Origin of the sequence: Streptomyces sp. BK340 (genome assembly GCF_007827595.1) — a bacterium.
In the GTDB taxonomy this organism is placed as follows: Bacteria; Actinomycetota; Actinomycetes; order Streptomycetales; family Streptomycetaceae; genus Streptomyces.
The window spans coordinates 46,044-64,727 of the sequence record NZ_VISR01000007.1; the positions used below are offsets into that span (position 1 = coordinate 46,044).

Below are 18,684 nucleotides of genomic sequence, written 5' to 3' on the forward strand. Positions count from 1 at the left end.
CCGCGCGCCTGGCCGCCGTCCGTGGTGCCACGGACGCGGCGACACGATCCTCAGGCCCTGTCCACGAGCGCTCAGCCGTGCCACGACCGCCACAGCGCCGCGTACGCCCCGCCCGCCGAGACGAGCTCCTCGTGGCTGCCCAGCTCGCTGATGCGGCCGTTCTCCACCACGGCGATCACATCGGCGTCGTGGGCGGTGTGCAGGCGGTGGGCGATGGCGACCACCGTGCGGCCGTCGAGGACGCGGGCCAGGGAGCGTTCCAGGTGGCGTGCCGCGCGGGGGTCCAGCAGCGAGGTCGCCTCGTCCAGGACCAGGGTGTGCGGGTCGGCCAGCACCAGCCGGGCCAAAGCGATCTGCTGGGCCTGCGCCGGGGTGAGCGCCAGTCCCCCGGAGCCGACCTCGGTGTCCAGCCCGTCGTCCAGCGCCCGCGCCCAGCCGTCCGCGTCGACCGCACCCAGCGCCGCCCACAGCTCGGCGTCGTGGCTGCCGATGGGGGTCCCCCCGCTCGGGCGAAGTCGAGCGTGGGGGAGGGCCAGCAGGAGGTTGTCGCGCAGGGAGCCGACGAAGACGTGGTGCTCCTGGTTGACCAGGGCGACGTGCGAACGGACGCGTTCGGCCGGCATCCGGGACAGTTCCGCGCCGCCGAGGGTGACACGGCCGTCCCGGGGCGCATAGATGCCGGCGAGCAGCCTGCCCAGCGTGGACTTGCCCGCACCGGAGGGACCGACCAGCGCCAGCCGGGTGCCCGGGGCGACCTTCAGGGAGACCTTGCGCAGCACGTCGACGCCCTCGCGGTAGCCGAAGTGCACGCGGTCGGCGTGCACGTCCCGTCCTCCGGGGGCCAGCGAGGAGTCCCCGGCGTCCGGCTCGATGTCCCGGACACCGACCAGCCGGGCGAGCGACACCTGGGCCACCTGCACCTCGTCGTACCAGCGAAGGATCAGGTTCACCGGGTCGACGAGCATCTGCGCGATGAGCGCGCCCGTCGTCAGCTGACCCACTCCGATCCAGCCCTGCAGCACGAACGCACCGCCGACCATGAGGACCGATCCGAGCACGATCACGTGGACGGCGTTGATCACCGGGAAGAGCACGGACCGCAGCCAGAGGGTGTACCGCTCCCAGGCGGTCCACTCCTTGATCCGCCGCTCCGAGAGGGCGATGCGCCGGGCGCCCAGGCGGTGCGCCTCGATGGTGCGGCCCGCGTCCACGGTCTCGGCGAGCGCGGCGGCGACGGCGGCGTACCCGGCGGACTCGGAGCGGTAGCCGGAGGGCGCCCGTTTGAAGTACCAGCGGCACCCCACCACCAGCACCGGTACCGCGAGCAGCACGGCGGCCGCCAGCGGCGGGGCCGTCACGACGAGCCCGCCGAGCAGCAGCAGCGCCCACACGACACCGATCGCCAGCTGCGGCACGGCCTCCCGCATGGCGTTGGCGAGGCGGTCGATGTCGGTGGTGATGCGGGAGAGCAGGTCACCCGTGCCCGCCCGCTCCAGCACGCCCGGCGGCAGCCCCACCGAGCGGACGAGGAAGTCCTCGCGCAGGTCGGCCAGCATCCGCTCGCCGAGCACCGCACCGCGCAGCCGCACCTGCAGGACGAACAGGGCCTGCACGAGAAGGGCGCACACGAACAGCCCGGCGGTCAGGCCCAGATGAAGTTCACGTGCGCTGTCCGACACACGCTCGACCAGGCTGCCGAGCAGGTACGGGCCCACCATGGAGGCGACCACGGCCACGGTGTTGACCGCGATGAGGAGAAGGAAGGCCCGGCGGTGCCTGCGGAACAGCTCGGACACGTACGCGCGCACGGTCGAGGCCGCGCCGACGGGCAGGGTGGTGGCGGTCGTCGGGGCCGCCGGGTCGTACGCCGGTGGCGCAACGCCGATCATGCGCTCTCCTCGATCTCTTCCAGCTTGTCGAAGGTGCCCAGGAGGGCGGCGCCCCGGTCGGCCAGGGCCGTATCCGCCTCGGCGGCGGCCAGCTCCTCGTCGGTCTCGCGCGTCACCACGGCCCGGTATCGCGGTTCGGTGTCGATCAGTTCGCGGTGCCCGCCGACCGCCACCACCTCGTCCTGGTGGACGAGGGCGACCCGGTCCGCGCGGTCCAGCAGCAGCGGCGAGGAGGTGAACACCACCGTCGTCCGGCCCGAACGCAGCCGTCGCAGCCCGTCCGCGATCCGGGCCTCGGTGTGCGAGTCGACCGCGGAGGTGGGCTCGTCCAGCACCAGCACCTCGGGGTCCGTGATCAGGGACCGGGCCAGTGCGAGCCGTTGGCGCTGGCCGCCCGACAGGGAGCGGCCGCGCTCGGTGATGCGGGCGTCCATCGGGTCGGTGGCGTCCAGCGCCCCCTGGACCAGGGCGTCCAGGACGTCCTCGCACTGCGCGGCCGCCAGCGCGTCCTCGGCGCGTACGGCACCGGAGGAGGGCACGTCGAGCAGTTCGCGCAGCGAGCCGGACAGCAGCACCGGGTCCTTGTCCTGGACGAGGACGGCGGTGCGGGCGCTGTCGAGCGGGAGGTCGTCGAGCGGCACCCCGCCGAGCAGCACTGCCGGGCCCGGCTCGGCCGGGTGGCCGCCCAGCCGCTCCGCGAGTCGCCCGGCCGCGTCGGGGTCGCCGCACACCACCGCGGTGAACCGGCCGGAGGCCGCGAGCAGACCGGTGGCCGGGTCGTACAGGTCGCCGGCCGGCACCGCAGCCGCGCGGGAGCCGTCGGCGTCCGTGGACCGCTTCAGCGACAGCACGCGCGCTGCCCGTTTGGCCGAGGGCCGGGAGAAGGAGTACGCCATGGCGATCTCCTCGAAGTGCCGCAGCGGGTAGTTGAGAACCATGACAGCGCTGTAGACGGTGACGAGCTCGCCGACCGTGATCCGGCCCTGGCGGGCCAGGTGGGTGCCGTGCCAGACGACCACGATCAGCAGCAGCCCGGGCAGCAACACCTGGATGGCGGAGATCAGTGACCACATCCGGGCGCTGCGCACGGCCGCGTGCCGTACCTCCTGCGAGGCGCGGCGGTAGCGGTCGAGGAACAGCTCCTCGCCACCGATCCCGCGCAGCACGCGCAGTCCGGCGACGGTGTCCGAGGCCAGTTCGGTGGCCCGGCCCGCCTTCTCGCGCTGGACGTCGGCGCGGCGGGTGGCCCGCGGCAGCAGTGGCAGCACGGCGAGCGCGACGACCGGCAGGCCGACGGCGACGACCATACCGAGGGCGGGCTGGTAGACGACCAGACCCACGCAGACCACCACGACGGTCAGCGCGGCGGCGGTGAAGCGGGAGACGGCCTCGACGAACCAGCCGATCTTCTCCACGTCGCCGGTGGAGACGGCCACCACCTCGCCGGCCGCGACCCGCCGGGTCAGCGCGGAGCCGAGCTGGGCCGCCCTGCGGGCCAGCAACTGCTGGACCCGGGCGGCGGCGGTGATCCAGTTGGTGACGGCGGTCCGGTGCAGGAAGGTGTCGCCGACGGCGATCGCAGTGCCGCACAGCAGCATCAGAACACCCGTCAGGGCGAGCCGGGTGCCCGAGTGGTCGACGACGGCCTCGACGGCGAGACCGACGCAGAAGGGCAGGGCTGAGACGGCGACGAAGTGCAGCAGGCCCCAGGCGAGCGACTTGAGCTGGCCGCCCATCTGGTTGCGCCAGAGCCACCACAGGAGGCGGGGCCCCGAACGTGCGTCCGGCACGCCGGGGTCGGAATACGGAAGGTCTTGAATCTGCATGACGTCCCAGTGGCTCGTGTCAGGGAGGACGGGAGGCGGGAACAAACCGTGAAAGGGTCGCGTCGCAGACTGGTGAATTTCAACCGGTTTTCCCCGGGGCCTGCGAAATCCACCGGGTTCCGGCCAGGCGCCGTCACCCGGAGCGGCCCACGTCCCAGAGCCCGGTGGTCCGGTGCCGCGAATGCCCGGAGGGTCGCTCGGTCGGCCGATACGTGGATGTCATCATGGTCCGGTGCGGATAGACGGTGTGCGGCGAGTGAGCATTGCGATGGCGGCCTTCGGAACTCTCCTCGCGGCCCTGTCCGCGTGCGGGGCGGAGGGGCACGGCCACGCCGCCCCGGAACCCGGCGGCCAGGCGCGGCAGTCCGGCACGGCCGGCCGTGACTCGCGCGGCATCCCGGGCGTGGGCGCCGGCCTCCAGCGGCGGATTCCGGCCGACTCCCGGCAGGTGGTGGCCGTCTACGGCGACGGCAAGGATTCGGCGGACTCCACGGTCGTGCTCTACGCCAAGCGCGGCGAGGCATGGCAGCGGATCCGCAGTTGGTCGGCACACAACGGCAAGAAGGGCTGGACCACCGACCATCACTCCGGTGACCGGCGCAGCCCTGTCGGTGTGTTCACCCTCACCGACGCCGGCGGTGTACTCAAGGATCCGGGCGCCGAACTGCCCTACACGCAGGACGCTTCCTTCACCGCCCCGCGCTGGTGGGCCAAGTCGCACTGGCACGACTTCGACTACGTCATCGCCATCGACTACAACCGGGTCAAGGGCACCCCGCCGAATGATCCGACGCGCCCCCAGGGTGAGGACAAGGGCGGCAGCATCTGGCTGCACATGGACCACGGCAGCGGTACGTCGGGCTGCGTCAGCATGTCCAAGTCGGCCATGGAGTACCTGCTGCGCACGCTCGACCCGGATCAGCATCCCGTAGTGGTCATGGGGGACAGGACCGACCTGATGAGCTAGTGCCGCATCAGGCGACGTTCGTCGGCAACGGTCTGCCTGTACGGCCTCGCCGTCGCCGGGTGGCTGAATCAGCGATCATCGGCACGGCAGGGATCACTTACGGGACAGCCCTTGGTGCGGATGGCGGGACGCCTCATTGCGGGACGGCCCCGACTGCCCGTAGAACACCGGCCATGAGAAGACGGATAGTCATGTCCATGCTCGCCGGAGCGACCCTCCTGGCGGGCACGTTCTTCGGCACCGGGGTCACTGCCGCGCAAGCCGCACCCCAGGCAACCACGGGCGTTCCGGCCGAGTTCGGCACAGACTGGCACGACCCGGTGACCGCCGCCCCGCCCGTCGACCGTCCGCACACCAAGTCCTGCCAGGTCACCCTGGCCGAGGCCCAGTTCCGTGACTTCACCCCTTACCGGGGAGCCTATACACCGCCCCAGGGCTGCGGTGACCGCTGGAGCAAGGTCGTCCTGCGCCTCGACGGCAAGGTGAAGGGACGTCAGTACGACCGCCTCGGCTATCTGCACGTCGGCGGCGTCGAGATACTGCGCACCTCCACGCCCGAGCCGTCGCCGGACGGCATCGAGTGGCACGTGGAGAAGGACGTCACCCGATACAGCGACACCTTCCACGGCCCGCACGAGGTCGAGATGCTCATCGGAAACGTCGTGGACGACACCTACACCGGCGTCATCGACGTCAAGGTGACGCTCACCTTCTACGCGGGCCGCGCCGAGACACCCGCGCCCGACCGCGTCCTCACCCTGGCCGACACGCCCGACGGTACGACCCTCACCACCCCGCGCAACAGCGAGCGCATCGTCGCCGAGGTGTACGCCACCGGATCCGGCGGTGGCTGCGAGGAGTTCTGGTACCTGACCGTGGCCGACCCGGCGTCGTACTCCTGCAAGGCGGACCACGGGCCGTACCGCGAGGTGCAGATCAAGGTCGACGGGCAACTCGCCGGAATCGCCGCGCCGTTCCCGAACGTGTGGACCGGCGGCTGGTCCAACCCCTTCCTCTGGTACGTCATCCCGGCCCCGCACGCCTTCGACGTCAGGCCCGTCGAGTACGACCTGACGCCCTTCGCCGGACTCCTGAACGACGGACGCCCGCACCGCGTCGAAGTCTCCGTCGTGGGAGTGCCCGCGGGGCAGTCCGGCTGGAGCGCCCCCGTGAACGTCCTGGTCTGGCAGGACGCAAACCGCGCCCACGTCACCGGTGCCCTCACCACGGACCGGGCGAGCGACATCGCCAACTCCTCGACCTACACACCCGGTTCCGAGAACCGCGTCGACACCGAGGCGGGCCACCGGCTCACCGTCTCCGGATACCTGAACACCTCGCACGGCCGCGTGACCACCACCGTCACCCGCACGCTCGCGAACACCTCCGCGCACCGCTGGACCGACGGCGAGAACACGGACGGGCTCGACGCGACCTGGACGGACGACGAGACGGTGAACGTGCACGGGCAGGGCCCGGCGCGAACGAGGCACACGCACCGGACCTACACCATGAACGGCGCCACGACTCTGGGAGCGAACGACCGGCTGCGCACCGTGCTGGACCTCGGCGACCGGGCGACGGTCGTGGAGCGGCAGGGTGGCCGGCGCACCGGGTGGTCGCGGTTCGACGACACCTACAGCGGCGACGCGGCGTACACGATCAACGTCCCGCGCGACCAGCGGCATGCGGTCGGCACGTCGAGCGAGCGCTACCGCCTCACCGGCTCGGACGGTTGCCACGACCGTTCGCTGACCTCGGTCCAAGGGGTGCTGACGGAGGACCGCAGCCGTTGCTGAAGGCGGCGGTGCGGGCTGCGTCACCCGACTGATCTCGCCGCAGGTGTTCTGTGGTCGGCGTCGGCATCGCCGTGGCAGGTGGCAGGTGGCCGGAAGGCGTCCGGGTGGATCGGCTGCCGCTCACCGTCGAGGCCCGGCCGACCCGCGTCCGCACACGCACGCGACCCCCGCTTCGACCTCCTGGAGCGGGGGTCGTGGCCGTTCAGCAGGGCTTGGCGGCCTCTCCGTCGATCAGGGTGTCCAGCAGCACGCCCAGCACCTCGCGCTCCTTCTCCGTCAGCGGAGCCAGGATCTCCGCGGCGGCCGAGCGGCGCGCTCCACGCAGCTCGCGCAGGGTGGCCCGACCCTCGTCCGTCAGCTCGATGCGGGTCACCCGCCGGTTCGTCGGGTCCGGCACCCGCCGCACCTTGCCGCTCGTCTCCAGCCCGTCGACCAGTGTCGTCACCGCACGCGGCACCACCTCCAGGCGCTCGGCCAGGTCGGCCATGCGCGGAGGCGAGCCGTAGTGCGCGAGGGTGCGCAGCAGCCGGGACTGGGCCGGCGTGATGCCCAGGTCACGCCGCTCCAGGTGGCGCTTCTGGATGCGGTGCACCCGGCGGGTGAGCCGCAGCAGCTGCTCGGCGAGCAGGCCCTCGGGATCGGGGGTGGTCATGCGGGAACAATATCAGGATGCCGTTCATTGTGAGTATAGGTAACAATGAGCTACGATCCGTTCGCCATCGTCGGCCGCACCCTGGGCCGGCGCCCGCTCACCTCCGTAGGAGCCCATGCACCCCGACCGTGAACCCTCCTGGACCCCGCCTGCCGACGCCGACGAACAGCCCCGGCAGGTGCGCCGCATCCTGAAGCTCTTCCGTCCCTACCGCGGGCGGCTCGCGATCGTCGGCCTTCTCGTCGGTGCATCCTCGCTGGTCTCGGTGGCCACGCCGTTCCTCCTCAAGGAGACCCTCGACGTCGCGATCCCCGACGGCCGCACCGGCCTGCTGAGCCTGCTCGCGCTCGGCATGATCCTCAGCGCCGTCCTGTCCAGCGTCTTCGGCGTGCTCCAGACGCTGATCTCGACCACTGTCGGCCAGCGCGTGATGCACGACCTGCGCACCGCCGTCTACGGCCGCCTGCAGCGCATGTCGCTCGCCTTCTTCACCCGCACCCGCACCGGCGAGGTGCAGTCCCGCATCGCCAATGACATCGGCGGTATGCAGGCCACCGTCACCTCCACGGCGACCTCTCTCGTCTCCAACGCCACCAGTGTGGTCGCCACGATCGTCGCGATGGTCGCCCTCGACTGGCGCCTGACGGTCGTCTCGCTGCTCCTGCTGCCGGTGTTCGTGTGGATCAGCCGCCGCGTCGGCAACGAACGCAAGAAGATCACCACCCAACGCCAGAAGCAGATGGCCGCGATGGCTGCCACGGTCACCGAGTCGCTCTCCGTCAGCGGCATCCTGCTGGGCCGCACCATGGGTCGCTCCGACTCCCTCACCTTGTCCTTCGCCGAGGAGTCCGAGCGTCTGGTCGACCTCGAGGTGAAGTCGAACATGGCCGGACGCTGGCGCATGGCCGTGATCACGATCGTCATGGCCGCGATGCCCGCCGTCATCTACTGGACCGCCGGCCTGGCTCTCCAGCTCGGCGGCCCACAGGTCTCGCTCGGTACCATCGTCGCCTTCGTCTCCCTCCAGCAGGGCCTGTTCCGCCCCGCCGTGAGCCTGCTGGCGACCGGCGTCCAGATCCAGACCTCCCTCGCGCTCTTCCAGCGCATCTTCGAGTACCTGGACCTGCCCATCGACATCACCGAGCGCGAGGAGCCGGTCCACCTCGACACGATCAAGGGTGAGGTCCGCTTCGAGCAGGTCGAGTTCCGCTACGACGGCAAGGGCGGCCCCGTCATCGACGGCATCGACGTCACCGTCCCGGCCGGCGGCAGCCTGGCGGTGGTCGGCCCGACCGGCGCAGGCAAGTCCACGCTCGGCTATCTGGTGCCCCGGCTCTACGACGTCACCGGCGGCCGCGTGACCATAGACGGCGTCGACGTGCGCGACCTCGACTTCGACACCCTCGCCCGCGCGGTCGGCGTCGTTTCGCAGGAGACGTACCTCTTCCACGCCTCGGTCGCGGACAACCTCCGCTTCGCCAAGCCGGACGCCACCGACGAGGAGCTGCACGCGGCAGCCCGGGCCGCCCAGATACACGACCACATAGCCGCGCTGCCCGACGGCTATGACACGGTCGTCGGCGAACGCGGACACCGCTTCTCCGGCGGCGAGAAGCAGCGCCTCGCGATAGCCCGTACCATCCTGCGCGACCCGCCCGTGCTCATACTCGACGAGGCCACCAGCGCCCTGGACAACCGCACCGAGGCCGCGGTGCAGGACGCCATCGACGCCCTGTCGGCCGACCGGACGACCCTCACCATCGCCCACCGCCTGTCCACCGTCCGCGGTGCCGACCAGATCGTCGTCCTGGACTCCGGCAGGGTTGCCGAACGCGGTACGCACGAGGAGCTGCTGGAGCTGGACGGCCGCTATGCGGCTCTGGTGCGCAGGGATGCCCAGCTGGAGCCTGCGGGCTGACATGGAACCGTAGCCGACAAGCTGACGATATGTCGGATTTTAAGCGATATGCGTATTAACGTGCCTGTATGCAGATGAACACTCCGCGACGGAGCACGATGCGACTGACGCGCCGGGGCAGGTTCCTCCTCGTCGTGTCCGGCGCCGCCCTGGCCGGCACCGCCGCCGTGGCGGTGCCGCTGCTGACTCGGGAGAGCGGTCACGTGGAGGCGAAGCCCCCCATGCTGGTCGTCCCGGAGGGCTGGCGCGCGAACCAGATCTACGACGCCGTCGACAGGGCCCTCGGGCTGCCCCAGGGCAGTACCCGCAAGTCACTTGACAAGGCTGCCCTCAAGCTGCCGAAGGAGGCCGCGGGCAACCCGGAGGGTTACCTCTTCCCGGCGACCTATCCCGTCGAGAAGGGTGCCACCCCCGAGTCGCTGCTGCGGTTCATGGTCGACACCGCCAACAAGAAGTTCAAGGGGGCGCCGGTCGCGGCCGGGGCCCAGCTCAACGCGGTGAACGTCTATCAGGCCGTCACCATCGCCAGCATCGTCCAGGCCGAGGCAGCCACCAAGGCCGACATGGGCAGGGTGGCCCGGGTCATCTTCAACCGGCTGCAGCGGGGCATGCCGCTGCAGATGGACTCCACCATCAACTACGCGCTGAACCGCAACACCGTGCACACCAGCCTGGACGACACCCGCATGGAGAGCGTGTACAACTCCTACCAGCGCATGGGGCTGCCGCCCACACCGATCGACAACCCCGGCGAGGACGCGATGCGTGCGGCGATCAACCCGCCGCCCGGCGACTGGCTGTACTTCGTCACGATCAGGCCGGGCGACACCCGCTTCACCGCCGACTACTCCGAGCACGTGCGCAACGTGGCCGAGTTCAACGCCGCGCACCAGTCGTCGGGTCAGTCCCAGCAGCCCCAGCAGCCCAGCGGGAGCCCGCAGCGGCTGCCGGCCACGCAGCCGCCCCGCTGAGCCGGCGGGACATCACGCGGCGGCCGGCTCGACCGGCTTTTCGGCCAGCAGCCGCGCGATGTCCCGTACGGCCGCGCGTCCGGCCCGATTGGCGCCGATGGTGCTGGCCGAGGGGCCGTAGCCGACGAGGTGGATGCGCGGATCGGCGACCGCGCGGGTCCCGTCGATCCGGATCCCGCCGCCCGGTTCGCGCAGCCGAAGAGGCGTGAGGTGATCCAGCGCGGCCCGGAAGCCGGTTGCCCACAGGATCACATCGGTGTCCACGTGCCGGCCGTCGTTCCACTCCACTCCGTCCGGGGTGATCCGGTCGAACATCGGCTGCCGGTCCAGGACCCCCTCGGCCAGTCCCTGCCGGATGGCGTCGTTGAGCGGAAGTCCGGTGACGGAGACCACACTCCTCGGCGGCAGGCCCTGCCGTACCCGCTCCTCCACCCGTGCCACTGCCGAGCGGCCCGCTTCCTGGTCGAACGGGCCCTCGCGGAAGACCGGGGGCCGCCGGGTGACCCAGGTGGTGGCGGCCGCGTACGGGGCCAGCTCCAGCAGGTGCTGGGTACCGGACGCCCCGCCGCCGACGACCAGGACCCGCTTCCCGGTGAACTCCTCGGGGCCGGCGTACTGCGCGGTGTGCAACTGCCGTCCGCGGAAGGTCTCCTGACCGGGGTAGCGCGGCCAGAACGGCCGGTCCCAGGTGCCGGTCGCGTTGATCAGCGTCCGGGTGGACCAGTTGCCGTCCGAGGTCTCCACGAGCAGTCGCCGGTCGTCGCCCTCGCGCACGGCGCGGACGTCGACGGGGCGCCGTACCCGCAGGTCGAAGGTGCGCTCGTACCGGTCGAAGTACTCGCGGATCACCTCCGCCGAGGGCCGGGCCGGATCGGCGTCCGTCAGTTCCATGCCGGGCAGGGAGTGCATCCCGTGGACCTTGCCGTACGTCAGCGACGGCCAGCGGAACTGCCAGGCGCCGCCCGGGCCGGGGGAGTGGTCCAGCACCACGAAGTCGCGGTCCGGCTCGAAGCCGGTGCGTCGCAGGTGATAGGCGCTGGACAGACCGGCCTGACCAGCGCCTGTGACCACTACCTCGACCTCGCGCAATTCGTTCACGGTTCCACCAACAGTGAGGTGGTCATGGATCTTCCCGGGCACTCGGTGGGGGAACCGGCGACTCGTGGCAGAGGACATCGCGCCGAGCGGGCGGGTTCGGACGGGCCTGTGCGGAAGGATGGGGCCGTGCTGACCCACGTGTACCGCGTCACCAGGTACGACCCCGCTGACCGTGACGAACACGGCCACTACACCGGTTCTGAGGACGCTGTCAGCGACCACGGCGAGGTCGAGGCGGCCTGTCTTCAGGCGGTCGCGGCGTTCGCCGCGGAAACCGGCTGGGCGCCTCACGATGGCACCACCTCACGAGCGACACCATCGACTCGGTTCGCGTCGCACTGGCTCCCCGGGCCCGTCTCGCTGTCTGGCCACCTCTGTCCACCGATGTCGGCGCCGTCCTGAGAGCCCTGCCCGCTGACGGCCTTGTCGAAGGCGTATGGCAGGACGACGACGGCCTCATCCACAGTGCCGTCGCCGACGAGTAGGGGTCCGCCGAACTGACCGCCCGAATGTCCGGTGCCCGCGCTGCCGCACTCCTGCCTTTGTATGCGGGTGAACGTGTGCCGCTGTGCACTGCTGTCATGCCTGACAACGACGGCGTCCTGAGGGCTCGTTGGCGGACCGAGCCGACGCCGGGCGGCCGGGACCGGGCACTTCGTCAGCCCGAAGACCGAGTCCCCGACCATGCAGACAGGGCCCGCGGCGCGCTCCACGGTCAACGGTCTCCCGCCCCTGGACCTCACGTACCGGGAAGCTGTCGCGCCACGCCATGGGAACCCCGGTTTATGGGCCAGGATGGAGGTATGTCAGATGCCTTCACCACTCGGATGCTGCACGTCGCCACCGGTTCCCGGGAGCGGGTCGTCGACCTGACCTCCGACTGCGCGGAGTTCCTGCGTGAGGTGGCGGGCGGCCGCGACGGCCTGCTCAATGTCTTTGTGCCTCATGCAACTGCCGGCATCGCCGTCATCGAGACGGGTGCCGGCAGCGACGACGACCTCCTGGCCGCCCTGCACACCCTGCTCCCCGCCGACGACCGCTGGCAGCACCGGCACGGCAGCCCGGGCCACGGCCGCGACCACGTCCTGCCCGCGATCGTCCCGCCGCACGCGACCCTTCCGGTCATCGGCGGCCAACTGGAGCTGGGCACCTGGCAGTCGGTGTGTCTCGTGGACACGAACACCGACAACACGGAGCGTCGGGTGCGGTTGAGCTTCCTGGGGTGACTTTCCTGCCTCCCGAGGCGCAACTTTCGCCGGTCGGCCGCTGATCGGCCACGTCGAACGTCGTGCTGTGGGTGACGGAATCGGCGTGACGCGGACGGTCCTGCGTTCCCGCCCGCTCGGTGCGGATCAGCACGTCATGAAGCCGGAACACCCGGTACGACGGGACGTGCCCGGACCTCACCTGTGCGGACGCCGCGGGATTCCTCACTGTCCGCGTTCACCGCGTGATCCGCTGATGTGGGCGAAGCGACTCCCAGTGTTATTCAATGAGGTGTGCCGGATTGCTGAGAGAGCCGCATGGACTCCACACCCTCGCCTTCGTCTTCCTCGCCGTTCGACCTGGTGAGCAGCGCCCTGGGGCGCTACATCCCGAGCGGCGGAGCGGCAGCGGCAGCGGCCGCCGGTCCTGCCGAGGCAGAGGGCAACCACGCCATAGGTCGACGCGTACCCGACAATTCGGCGGTCGGCGGTCAGGATCAGATTCTCGGCGCGGTCAACCTGGACAGGAACCTGCGAATCACCCGCTGCAATCTGGACGCCCCCGTGTTCGAGGGTCTGGACGCCGTGGTCGGGAGCCCTTTCGTCGATCTCCTGCCGCCCGGGGACGTACCGACGGTCACACGGCGGTTGCGGCAGGTCCTGGAAACCGGTGAAGCGCACGTCGCCCGGATCCAGCGCCTGCGGCGCCGCGACGGGTCGGAGCTGGTGGTCTCGCTCAGCATCCTGCCCGCCGCGGTGCCTCACGAAGGCCTGACCGTCTCCGTGATCGCGATGGCCACCAGGCTGCACCTGTACGCCGCCGAGACCGCGATCGGCACCTCGCTGGACATCGGCGAGACCGCGCAGTCGCTGGCGGAGTCCCTGCTGGCCTGGGGAGACGTGGCCGCCGTCGACCTCGACTTCGCCGTGTGGACGGGTGAGGGAGTCACCGACCGTGCGCAGGGGCGCATCCGGCTGCGCCGGGCGGCTCTGGTGCCGGACCGGGCGTGGCCCGAGGGCTACGTGACCACCGGCGACGATCTTCCCAGCGACGCGAGCCGCCTGCTGGCGCAGGCGGTACAGCGGAACGATGCACCGCAGGCCATCGTCATACCCGACCGGGAGGCGGTCGAGCGGGTACTCGGCAGTCCGCGAGTGATGCGTGCCCTGGTGCCCGGTGACCGGTCGGCGGGCGTGGCTTGCATACCGCTGGTCCTGGACGGCGCCCCGCCCGTCGTGCTGGGCGTGGCGGAGGTCTGGCGGCGGGCGGACTCCCCCTTCCGCGACAGCGAGCTGTTCGACCTGCAGGAACTGGTGGCCAGGACCGTCCACCACGTCGACCTGGCCCGTCAGCACCAGCGCGAGCACACGCAGGTGCTGGCGTTGCAGCGCCGGCTGCTGCCCCGCAGCGGCGGCGACACCGTCGAGATCGCCAGCGTCTACCAGCCCGCCACCCCCGACAGCGCGGGCGTCGGCGGCGACTGGGTGAACAGCTTTCCGCTCTCGGACGGCCGTACCGCGCTGGTGGTCGGTGACGTCGTCGGGCACGGCCTGGGAGCCGCGGCGACCATGGGCCAGCTGAGCATGGAGGCCCGCGCGCTGCTGTCCGCCGGGCTGGCGCCCGACGAGGTGCTGGAGCACCTGGACGAGACCGTGTCGCTGCTGGACGACGCGGACTCCGGGCTGGCGGCCGGCTACAGCGCCCTCGGGTCGACCTGCTGCATCGTCCTCTACGACCCGGTCAGCCACCGTGTGGCGCTGTCCAGTGCCGGCCATCTCCCTCCGGTCCTGGTGTCGCCGGACGGGCACGCGGGCCCGCTGCCGGTCAGCCCCCATCCCGGTCTGGGAGCCGAGTTCGCGCTCCGGGAGCCGTTTGATGTGCACACGTTCGACGTGCCCCCGGGCTCCCTGCTCGCCCTCTACACCGACGGGCTGGTGGAGGATCCTGCCCTGTCGATCGACGAGGGCATCGCCAGACTTGCTCAGGTCGTGTCCACGGTGCACCCCTGGGACACCCTGCAGCAGGCCGCACGGCACGTCGTCTCCGCGATGGCGCCCGTGCGCCACCGCGACGATGTGACCCTGCTGCTCGCTCGCATGATCGGCTACCGCAAGGGGGACACCGCGACCTGGCGGCTGCCCGCCCGTGACGACGCACCCGCCCGTGCCCGCGCGCAGGTCTCCGCGCTGCTGCGGCAATGGCGCACCAGGGGCGACACCCAGGACAACGTGTCGCTGCTGATCAGCGAGCTGGTCACGAACGCGGTGCGCTTCGCCACCGGTCCCATCACGGTACGGCTGATCAGGGCCGGTCACGGACTGCTGTGCGAGGTGGGAGACACCGGCAACGGCAGGCCACGGCTGAGCCGGGGCGGCCTCCTCGACGACGGCGGTCGTGGCCTGTACATCGTGCACAGGCTCACCACCCGGTGGGGGGTGCGGTGGACGGACACCGGCAAGGTGGTCTGGGCGGAAGTCGCCAGGTGACGCGGCTGAGGGCGGGGGCACGGCCGGCGCAGGAGAGCGCGGCGAGGGTACGGGAGGCGCCCCCCGTCGGCCGGCGCCACCGCCGGTACGTACGGCGCCCTCAGCAGGACCGGTGTCGAGTACCGGTGTCGTGACCGGTGATGCGGGCGGCCCGTTCCCCGGTCCGGGTGGGGTGGGCTCGCACTACAGCCACTCCCCCTCCAGGGCGGTGGCGCTGAGGCCCGGTGCCGCCGCGTACAGGACGGCGCGACTGCCCGGCTTCTGCCCGGCGTCGTGTGCCCGCCGCATGATGTCGAACACGGCGGCGCCTCCGCGGTTGCCGGTGGTGTAACTGTCCCGGCTGTAGTCCAGCAGCCCCGACGGCCACGCGTCGGGCATCGTCTGCTCCATGTACTCCAGCACCCGGGTCCCGCCGGGGTGCGCGAGCAGTACGTCGGGGTGCCAGGAGCTGGGGTCGTCCTGGTAACGGACGCGCAGCCACTCCCACATCGCGGTGACCGTCTCCTGTACGGCGCGCGGCCCGCGCCGGTCCATCACGAAGTGGGTGCCGTCCGACCGGGTGTCCAGGCGGTGCAGGTCCTGGGTGCCGGGCAGGGTGTGGTGCCAGGCGGAGTCCAGTCGCAGCACCGACTCACGCCTCTGGCGGCCCGTGACCACCGCGGCGACCGCGGTGTCCGCGAACAGCAACCGGACGATCAGGGACTCGAGGGTGTCGTCCGCGGGCTGGTAGGTCGTGCTCAGCGCCTCCGCGATCACGACCAGCACCACCCGGTCGGGGTCCGCGGCCACGAGGTCCGCCGCCAGCGCCAGGGAGCGGGTCCCCGCGATGCAGGCCCACTGCGTGGCCGGCAGCAGCATCACATCGTTGCGGAGCGAAAGCCTGTTGGACAGGGCGACGTCCAGACCCGGCAGCGCCGGAGTGGTGGAGTGGCTGGTGATCAGGCAGTCGACGTCCGCGGCGTCCAGCCCGGCGATCTGCAGGGCCCCGCGCGCCGCACGCTCCCCGTAGGACTGCACGGCCTCCCAGGCCGGCGCAGTGCGCTCCTGGACGGTCTGCGGCGTGGGTATCGCCTCGAGGGCGGCTATCACACGGTCGACGTCCTGCTGCGTGAACCCGTCGCGTACCAGCGCCTCTTGGGCCGGCCCGATGCCGACGGCCTGCAGTCCGCTGCCCTTGCCCGGCGCGACGGCGGTCTCCAGCGGCAGCATCCACCCGCGGGTCTCGATGCCGGTGCTGGCCGCGATGCCGTCGATCCGCGGCGCCCATGCCGCGTGCGGGTGCCGGTCGCGCACCTCCGCCACGATCTGGCTGGTCTTGACTGCGTGCTCGCCGTGTATCACGGCAGGAGGGCAGAGGTAAGCGGACATAATGGTGCACCTTTCCGGGGGAAAAAGCAGGAATGCCATGAGTGCTGTGTCATGGGTCACTTTGGAGCTTCATGCCCAAGGGGTTGCGGATAAGCCCCATTTCGGGGTCTGTTGTCCGGTTCGAGCATGGACGCTAAATGGACATTTCCGCTGTGATGCAGACAACTTAGGTGGCATTTGGGCGGCGTGACACGGCACACACCGCTGAAGCAGGGGGGCCGGACCGGATCCACAGGTCATGCCTGACCTGCCGTCAGCCAGGAGGATTCCTGGGCACTGCCGCCAGAGGGGGCGATACCTGGGCGACGGTGGATGGTGTCCTGCCGGGCGGCGGAGTCACGGGCAGCCCGCGACAGGCCATCGGGTTCGAGCACGCTGCGGTGGACTGTGCCTCCGGCGCAGGCGGTCGTCATCAGGGCGCCGTACTGGCCGGCCTCGGCAACTCCCTACGGCTGTGCTTCGAGCACTCGGGCGATACGTCCTCGTCGGAGGAGACGATCTCGCGAGGCGGCGCAAGCGTTGACGGGACTGCCGGGGGTCATGTGACCGCAAAGGACGGGGCGCGTCGAGAAGGCACTCGGCCTCGTGGATGCGGTGGCATCCAGGGGTAGCGCCCCGGCGGCGGTCCGGCTGTCCGCCGCCGGGAACGGGACGAGCCGGCGATGCGATCGGCCGGCCCGAGCGGGCGGCACGTGGAATCGCGGTCGGAGTGGAGTTGCTGCCTCGCCCGGCAACTCGTGTACTCATACGGTCCGACGCGTCGGACGGTTAAGTGCTCACGTCCGGCGACCGACGCGAGAGACTGGGCGCTTGCCGCCGGACAGCCGGGACGGGCAGACGAAGTACTTCGTGCCGCGAAGAAGCGGCAGTTGTCAGCGGCGCGGACGCTCCAGAGTGATCAGCAGGCCCTCGACCGCACCCGGCCCTATGCGGCCCTTGACGTCGGCGGACGTGATCGCCTTGAGGGCCCAGCCGTCCTCGGCGTGCTTGTTCAGAACCTTCTCCAGCTTGTCGCTGTCCAGTGCGTCTCCGATCAGTGACTCGCGGAAGGTGACGACCTTGTACTCGAGTGCGTAGGGGTTGCTCATGGCTGGGACCCTTCCCGTGGACGGACTGGCTGACGGAATTCGGGGACAGCCAATCACCGTTCGGCGTCGCCCCGCACGGCGGGGTGCGGGTCAGCGGCAATCCGGGCGCGGAAGTTCGCCGACGGATACGGGACCTCAGCCGACGACGGGAGGCGCGGACCGCAGTCGCAGCACCACGCCCTCGTCCCGCACCTCACCGATCCGCAGCGTCAGCAACGCGTCGGCCAGAGAACGGCCCTGGCGCAGGAACGCGTGGACGACGGCCGCGGCGAGCCCGGGCACGATCGGCGGACCGGTGACGGTCACCTCCACCACCCGCCCATCGCGCAGCCCCACCAGATGGCCGCCGCCCCGCCCCGCACCGCACAGGCGACCGGCAGACTGCCGGGCAGCTCCGCCGCGGTGGCGCGATCCACCGCGGCGCTTCGGCCGCGCTGTCGGCACGATCCGTCCGCTCGACGGCGGCGGCGCTCTCCAGCGGTCGGCGGTCCCGTTCGCCGTCCGGGCAGCCGAGTTGCGTGAAGGAGAGCAACTGAGGCCTGTCCAATGACAAGTCGGCTGACAGCCCTTCGGATCTGGTCGCTTCCGGGGGACCGCTCCTCGGTGGCCGATCAGGCAGGGCCGGCACCCGACCCCCGGGTGCCCGGGGTCGGGATCAGACCGAGTCGCTGAGCGCGCAGGACCGTGCCGACACGGTCGCGGGTGCCCAGCTTCCGGTAGATGTTCTCCACGTGCTTGTGCACCGTGCGGGCCGAGATGCCGAGTCGGCGGCCGATGGCGTCGGCGGTCAGTGCGTCGGCGAGCAGGAGCAGCACGGTCGTCTCACGGGGCGTGAGCGCACACTCCGCCGCCAGCTCGTCCGGCGCTGTGGCCGGGGCCAGCGACCGCCGCCACTCCTCCAGCAGCCGCCGCTGCCGCTCCACGCCGGCCAGCAACGGCTGCGCGCGCTCGGCCATCGTGAGGTGGTCGTCGGTGAAGTCCGTCCCGGAGCGGTAGACGAGGCAGCCCGTGATCGGGGCGCTGCTTCCGGGCAGCGGTACGCCGAGCACGTGGTCGACGTCGAGGACGTCACCGAGCAGACGGGCCGTCGGACTGTCCGGCCAGTCGCGGCCCGCCGCCCGGTACGCGGTCACCGGGCTCCGGTCGGGCCGGGCCGTGTAGTGGTCGGCGAGAGGGTAGCCGGTGCGCAGCAGAGCCAGGTCCGAGTCCTGGAGACGGCCCAGTTCCGTGGCGGCGGCGTCGGGGGCCACCCCGACGGTGCCCTCGTCCTCGCTCCAGTCGTCCAGTTTGTGGACGACCGCCTCGCCGCCGCACAAGTCCGTGAGCGCGGTGCCCAGCAGTGGCCACAGACGCCCGGGCTCCCGTTCGTGCAGCGCCGTCACGGCGACCGCCATCAGACGTTCGTAGGCCTTGCCC

Annotated in this window: 14 protein-coding genes; 6 read left to right on the forward strand and 8 right to left on the reverse strand. The window is 71.2% G+C overall.

The window, feature by feature from the left end; translation table 11 throughout:
• Positions 1-71: 71 nt before the first annotated feature.
• Complete coding sequence (locus tag FB157_RS15720) at positions 72-1,889, reverse strand: ABC transporter ATP-binding protein (protein ID WP_145880085.1); 1,818 nt, start codon at positions 1,887-1,889, stop codon at positions 72-74.
• On the reverse strand, positions 1,886-3,715 hold the full coding sequence (locus FB157_RS15725; RefSeq protein ID WP_145880087.1) for an ABC transporter ATP-binding protein: 1,830 nt from the start codon (positions 3,713-3,715) through the stop codon (positions 1,886-1,888). Before FB157_RS15725 ends, FB157_RS15720 begins: the two co-directional genes overlap by 4 nt.
• Before the next feature lie 232 nt (positions 3,716-3,947).
• On the opposite strand from FB157_RS15725, the gene FB157_RS15735 reads away from it, so the two are divergent.
• Positions 3,948-4,682, forward strand: coding sequence for a L,D-transpeptidase family protein (locus FB157_RS15735; protein WP_398946752.1), 735 nt, complete (start codon positions 3,948-3,950; stop codon positions 4,680-4,682).
• A gap of 173 nt (positions 4,683-4,855) precedes the next feature.
• On the forward strand, positions 4,856-6,481 hold the full coding sequence (locus FB157_RS15740; protein WP_261386331.1) for a peptide-N4-asparagine amidase: 1,626 nt from the start codon (positions 4,856-4,858) through the stop codon (positions 6,479-6,481).
• Between the two features lie 202 nt (positions 6,482-6,683).
• Here FB157_RS15740 and FB157_RS15745 read toward each other — a convergent pair whose 3' ends face one another.
• Complete coding sequence (locus FB157_RS15745; protein WP_145880093.1) at positions 6,684-7,133, reverse strand: MarR family winged helix-turn-helix transcriptional regulator; 450 nt, start codon at positions 7,131-7,133, stop codon at positions 6,684-6,686.
• Between the two features lie 115 nt (positions 7,134-7,248).
• Here FB157_RS15745 and FB157_RS15750 point away from each other — a divergent pair, with 115 nt between their 5' ends.
• Together FB157_RS15750 and mltG are read left to right on the forward strand one after the other, a co-directional pair.
• A complete protein-coding gene (locus FB157_RS15750) occupies positions 7,249-9,051 on the forward strand; it encodes an ABC transporter ATP-binding protein (protein WP_145880095.1) in 1,803 nt (600 codons plus the stop codon).
• A gap of 68 nt (positions 9,052-9,119) precedes the next feature.
• Entirely contained in the window at positions 9,120-10,022 is a 903-nt protein-coding gene (mltG, locus tag FB157_RS15755; protein WP_145880097.1) for an endolytic transglycosylase MltG, read from the forward strand.
• A gap of 12 nt (positions 10,023-10,034) precedes the next feature.
• Here the strand turns inward: mltG and FB157_RS15760 are convergent, their stop codons facing one another.
• The gene (locus FB157_RS15760; RefSeq protein ID WP_145880099.1) at positions 10,035-11,120 is read right to left on the reverse strand and encodes an NAD(P)-binding domain-containing protein; all 1,086 of its coding nucleotides are present in this window, start codon (positions 11,118-11,120) and stop codon (positions 10,035-10,037) included.
• Between the two features lie 803 nt (positions 11,121-11,923).
• Here FB157_RS15760 and FB157_RS15770 point away from each other — a divergent pair.
• Positions 11,924-12,346 (forward strand): secondary thiamine-phosphate synthase enzyme YjbQ, encoded by a 423-nt coding sequence (locus FB157_RS15770; RefSeq protein WP_145880417.1) that lies wholly within the window; start codon positions 11,924-11,926, stop codon positions 12,344-12,346.
• A gap of 297 nt (positions 12,347-12,643) precedes the next feature.
• Positions 12,644-14,812 (forward strand): SpoIIE family protein phosphatase, encoded by a 2,169-nt coding sequence (locus tag FB157_RS15775; RefSeq protein ID WP_145880100.1) that lies wholly within the window; start codon positions 12,644-12,646, stop codon positions 14,810-14,812.
• A gap of 183 nt (positions 14,813-14,995) precedes the next feature.
• Here the strand turns inward: FB157_RS15775 and FB157_RS15780 are convergent, their stop codons facing one another.
• The 4 genes from FB157_RS15780 to FB157_RS15790 form a co-directional block, all read right to left on the reverse strand.
• A complete protein-coding gene (locus FB157_RS15780; RefSeq protein WP_145880102.1) occupies positions 14,996-16,180 on the reverse strand; it encodes a type III polyketide synthase in 1,185 nt (394 codons plus the stop codon).
• Positions 16,181-17,052: 872 nt separating this feature from the next.
• Positions 17,053-17,268 carry a DUF4177 domain-containing protein gene (locus FB157_RS15785; RefSeq protein WP_145880104.1) on the reverse strand — a complete coding sequence of 72 codons (216 nt, stop codon included), beginning with the start codon at positions 17,266-17,268 and terminating at the stop codon, positions 17,053-17,055.
• Between the two features lie 135 nt (positions 17,269-17,403).
• Positions 17,404-17,574, reverse strand: a complete 171-nt coding sequence (locus FB157_RS47305) for a hypothetical protein (protein WP_222440939.1) — start codon at positions 17,572-17,574, stop codon at positions 17,404-17,406.
• A 305-nt stretch (positions 17,575-17,879) separates the two neighbouring features.
• The gene (locus FB157_RS15790) at positions 17,880-18,662 is read right to left on the reverse strand and encodes a LuxR C-terminal-related transcriptional regulator (protein WP_145880419.1); all 783 of its coding nucleotides are present in this window, start codon (positions 18,660-18,662) and stop codon (positions 17,880-17,882) included.
• Positions 18,663-18,684: the final 22 nt, after the last annotated feature.

What these genes read in the sequence shown, in the direction of transcription:
- FB157_RS15720 (WP_145880085.1), bottom strand. Translation starts at nt 1,889, where the DNA reads ATGATCGGCGTTGCGCCACCGGCGTACGACCCGGCGGCCCCGACGACC.
- FB157_RS15725 (WP_145880087.1), bottom strand. Translation starts at nt 3,715, where the DNA reads ATGCAGATTCAAGACCTTCCGTATTCCGACCCCGGCGTGCCGGACGCA.
- FB157_RS15740 (WP_261386331.1), top strand. Translation starts at nt 4,856, where the DNA reads ATGAGAAGACGGATAGTCATGTCCATGCTCGCCGGAGCGACCCTCCTG.
- FB157_RS15745 (WP_145880093.1), bottom strand. Translation starts at nt 7,133, where the DNA reads ATGACCACCCCCGATCCCGAGGGCCTGCTCGCCGAGCAGCTGCTGCGG.
- FB157_RS15750 (WP_145880095.1), top strand. Translation starts at nt 7,249, where the DNA reads ATGCACCCCGACCGTGAACCCTCCTGGACCCCGCCTGCCGACGCCGAC.
- mltG (WP_145880097.1), top strand. Translation starts at nt 9,120, where the DNA reads ATGCAGATGAACACTCCGCGACGGAGCACGATGCGACTGACGCGCCGG.
- FB157_RS15770 (WP_145880417.1), top strand. Translation starts at nt 11,924, where the DNA reads ATGTCAGATGCCTTCACCACTCGGATGCTGCACGTCGCCACCGGTTCC.
- FB157_RS15775 (WP_145880100.1), top strand. Translation starts at nt 12,644, where the DNA reads ATGGACTCCACACCCTCGCCTTCGTCTTCCTCGCCGTTCGACCTGGTG.
- FB157_RS15780 (WP_145880102.1), bottom strand. Translation starts at nt 16,180, where the DNA reads ATGTCCGCTTACCTCTGCCCTCCTGCCGTGATACACGGCGAGCACGCA.
- FB157_RS15785 (WP_145880104.1), bottom strand. Translation starts at nt 17,268, where the DNA reads ATGAGCAACCCCTACGCACTCGAGTACAAGGTCGTCACCTTCCGCGAG.
- FB157_RS15790 (WP_145880419.1), bottom strand. Translation starts at nt 18,662, where the DNA reads ATGGCGGTCGCCGTGACGGCGCTGCACGAACGGGAGCCCGGGCGTCTG.